3 protein-coding genes are annotated in these 3,398 nt (G+C 58.7%); 2 read left to right on the top strand and 1 reads right to left on the bottom strand.

All coding sequences use genetic code 11. The annotated features are described in order from the left end of the window. Nucleotides 1-58 precede the first annotated feature (58 nt). On the top strand, nucleotides 59-916 hold the full coding sequence (gene prmC / locus B3Y70_RS06405) for a peptide chain release factor N(5)-glutamine methyltransferase (protein ID WP_286893740.1): 858 nt from the start codon (nucleotides 59-61) through the stop codon (nucleotides 914-916). 11 nt (nucleotides 917-927) lie between these two features. Next, the gene (locus B3Y70_RS06400) at nucleotides 928-1,674 is read left to right on the top strand and encodes a HesA/MoeB/ThiF family protein (protein WP_273029736.1); all 747 of its coding nucleotides are present in this window, start codon (nucleotides 928-930) and stop codon (nucleotides 1,672-1,674) included. Nucleotides 1,675-1,821: 147 nt separating this feature from the next. On the opposite strand, the gene phrB is transcribed toward B3Y70_RS06400, so the two are convergent. Next, nucleotides 1,822-3,213 carry a deoxyribodipyrimidine photo-lyase gene (gene phrB / locus B3Y70_RS06395; protein ID WP_286893743.1) on the bottom strand — a complete coding sequence of 464 codons (1,392 nt, stop codon included), beginning with the start codon at nucleotides 3,211-3,213 and terminating at the stop codon, nucleotides 1,822-1,824. Nucleotides 3,214-3,398 lie beyond the last annotated feature (185 nt).

Raw genomic sequence — 3,398 nt, 5'->3', positions numbered from 1 at the left:
GCCGTGGTGGTTCCCTTGCAGCAGGAACACCAGGCCGAACTGCTGGCAGATATGGCCAATGAGCAGCAGTGAATGTTCGCTTACCTGTGAGGCCCTGCTGAGAGAAGCGGCAGGCCGGATTGGTGGTGAGTCTCCCAGGCTGGATGCCGAACTCCTGTTGAGCCATATCACCGGCCTGACCCGCACCAGTTTCCGGGCGTGGCCGGAGCGGGACGTGCCGGTGGAGCAGGCAGAGCGGTTCTTCGCGTTGGTGGGCGAGCGTGCCAGCGGCCAACCCGTTGCCTATCTGCTGGGGGAGCAGGAGTTCTGGTCTCTCCCTCTGAAAGTCAGTCCGTCCACCCTGATCCCCCGGCCAGATACGGAGTGCGTGGTAGAGGCCGCGCTGTCGCTGGAATTACCTGCCAGCGCAAGCGTGCTGGACCTCGGCACCGGCACCGGTGCTATCGCGCTGGCTCTGGCCAGTGAACAGCCTGGCTGGCAGATTATGGCCAGTGACCGTGTGGAAGACGCGGTCGAGCTGGCCCGGGAAAACAGCCGGCGCCTGGGATTGCCTGTTACCGTGGTAAAGAGCCACTGGTTCGACCAGATTCCCGCCGGTACTTTCGACCTTCTGATTTCCAATCCACCGTATATACCGGCCAGCGACCGTCATTTAAGGGAAGGCGATGTGCGCTTCGAGCCTGAATCTGCCCTTGTGGCCGGAGACGACGGTCTGGACGATATTCGTCTGCTGGTGACCGAAGGACTGAACTGGCTCAACTCCAATGGCTGGATGCTGCTGGAGCATGGCTACGACCAGGGCAGCGCTGTACGGGATTTGTTTGCAAAAGCCGGATGGCGCAACATGGAAACCCGCAAAGATTACGGCGGCAATGATCGCATGACCCTGGCCAGGAAACCGGCCAGCGACCAATAGCGAGAACAACTATGCTCAGCGACGAAGAACTCCTCCGCTACAGCCGGCAAATCCTGATGCCCCGGTTCGACATCGCCGGCCAGGAAAAACTCAAAGCCGCCCACGTACTGGTTATTGGCGCTGGCGGCCTGGGTTGTCCTGTGGCCCTCTACCTGGGCGCCGCAGGTATTGGCCACCTGACTCTGGTTGACGATGACCAGATCGAGCTGGCAAATCTGCAGCGCCAGATAGCTTTTGAGCAAAGCTGGCTGGGCAATTCAAAAGCCGAGCGTCTGGCCGAGCGGGTGAGGGCGGTCAATCCGGAGATTATCGTTAACGCAGTCAATCGCCGGGTGGATGGTGATGATCTGAGTCAGTTGGTGAGCGAATCCACACTGGTGCTGGACTGCACGGACAACTTCAATACCCGGTTCGCCCTGAACCGGGCTTCGGTTTCTTCGAAAGTGCCCCTGGTTTCGGGGGCTGCAATAAGAGGTGAAGGCCAGCTTTCTGTTTACGATCCCCGCCACCCAGAAAGTCCTTGTTACCATTGCCTGTATCCTGAACAGGGCAACGAAGACCTGACCTGCTCGGAAGCTGGGGTCATCGCTCCGCTCGTCGGTATGATCGGCTCGGCTCAGGCCATGGAAGCAATAAAAGTAATCTCAGAGGTAGGCAGGCCGCTTGTCGGTCGCTTGCTCCTACTCGACGCCTGGCAAATGGAGTGGCGAGAAATGAAACTCGCAAAAGATCCAGACTGCTCCGTATGCGCAGGCTAACGCCAAAGTAGTGTCGGGTTGGGAATGCCCTTCCAAAAATTTGCGGAGCCATGGATGGCGGAGCAGAAGCGCCACAGGGATGTGCCGTAAGGAGCGGTTTTTGGAAGGGCATTCCCAACCCGACACGGCGGTTAACACGCCAAATGATCAGTCCTTTAGCGCCTGAAACCTGGCAATGGCCTCTTTACGGGACTCTTTCAGATCGACAATGGGTCTGGGGTAGCCTTTCGGGATAACACCGCCCTTGGACGGATCATGAATCCGCTTGTTGTCCAGCTTTGCCAGCTCCGGCACCCAGTTCCGAATAAACTCCCCCTTAGGATCAAACCGCTCACTCTGGGTCACCGGATTGAACACCCGAAAGTAGGGCGCAGCATCGGTACCCGTTGAGGCACTCCACTGCCAGCCACCGTTGTTAGACGCCAGAAAGCCATCCACCAGATTCTGCATAAACCAGGCTTCACCAAGCCGCCAGTCGATAAACAGGTTCTTGGTGAGGAACATGGCAGTGATCATCCGCAGGCGATTGTGCATCCAGCCGGTGGCTTTCAACTGGCGCATGGCTGCATCCACAATAGGGATGCCCGTGCGGCCTTCCTTCCAGGCTTCGAAATGCTCGCCCGGCGTATTCCAGGCCAGAGCCTCGGTTTCCTCCTTGAACGCACGTCCCATACTCACTCGCGGGTAGTGATAAAGGATATGGATGTAGAAATCCCGCCAGGCGATTTCATTGATCCAGGTTTCCACGCCTTCCCCGGAAAGGCCGGATTGCTTTGCCGCAATCAGGCACTGGCGCCCGGAGAGCACGCCATTGGCCAGGTAGGGGGAGAGCTGGCTGGTGCCATCCAGCGCCGGGAAGTCCCGGTTATCTTTGTAGTCCTTGGCGCGCTCCGCCAGAAACGCTTCCAGCTGCTCGTGAGCGGCATCCTCTCCCGTTGGTACCAGGGGCTTCGGTGCCTCTCTGAACGGCGCAGGCAGGGTGTCGGTCTGTTCGGGTTTGACCGCCTTGGCGATTGCGGATGGCCTGGGGTGCAGAGTGGGCCGTGTTTCCTCTATCCAACTGCGCCAACGACGGGAGAAGGGCGTAAACACCGAATAGGGTTCGTTCTGCTGGGTCAGAATCTGGCCGACCGGGGCGACGGTCTGATCCCGGTACTTGCTCACCCGGATGCCGAAATCCACCAGGCGATCGCGCAGTGCTTTATCCCTGCGGCGTTCGTTAATGCCGTACTCCTCGTTGAAATGGACGTCGGCAATGTCACTGTCCGTGCAGAACTGCAGCAGCGCATCGCTGCCATCCGAAAAACGCTCGGCGTTCAGGAATGTCAGTGGAACGCCAAGCTCAGCCAGTTCCCGGGCCAGGGCGTTGGCGTGTTCAAGAACAAAGCGTACCCGGGCGGCAGACCAGTCGTGTTCCTGCCATTGCTGAGGGGTGACTACAAAACACGCGCGCACCGGTTCTCGTGACTGGCACGCGGCCGTCAGGGCAGGGTTGTCGGCAAGCCGAAGGTCATTACGGAACCACACCAGTTGTGTCATCGGGTCATCCAGGTCGTTGACGGGTGCATATAAGGGTAAATACAACCCAAAAAATCATAGGCTTGTATATTCGCTGCGACTACCGGATTGGATTATAGTTAAATCCAGCCGCCACCGAATCACGCTGACAACAAGGAGCCGTTTCGCAGGCATGACCGAGCAAACCGAAAGCCAGCGCGAAGGTG

Source organism: Marinobacter sp. UBA5687 (assembly GCF_002420325.1).
Lineage (GTDB): Bacteria > Pseudomonadota > Gammaproteobacteria > Pseudomonadales > Oleiphilaceae > Marinobacter > Marinobacter nauticus.
Note: the sequence above shows the minus strand (reverse complement) of the source record. Positions and strands in the feature narration are given on the sequence as shown.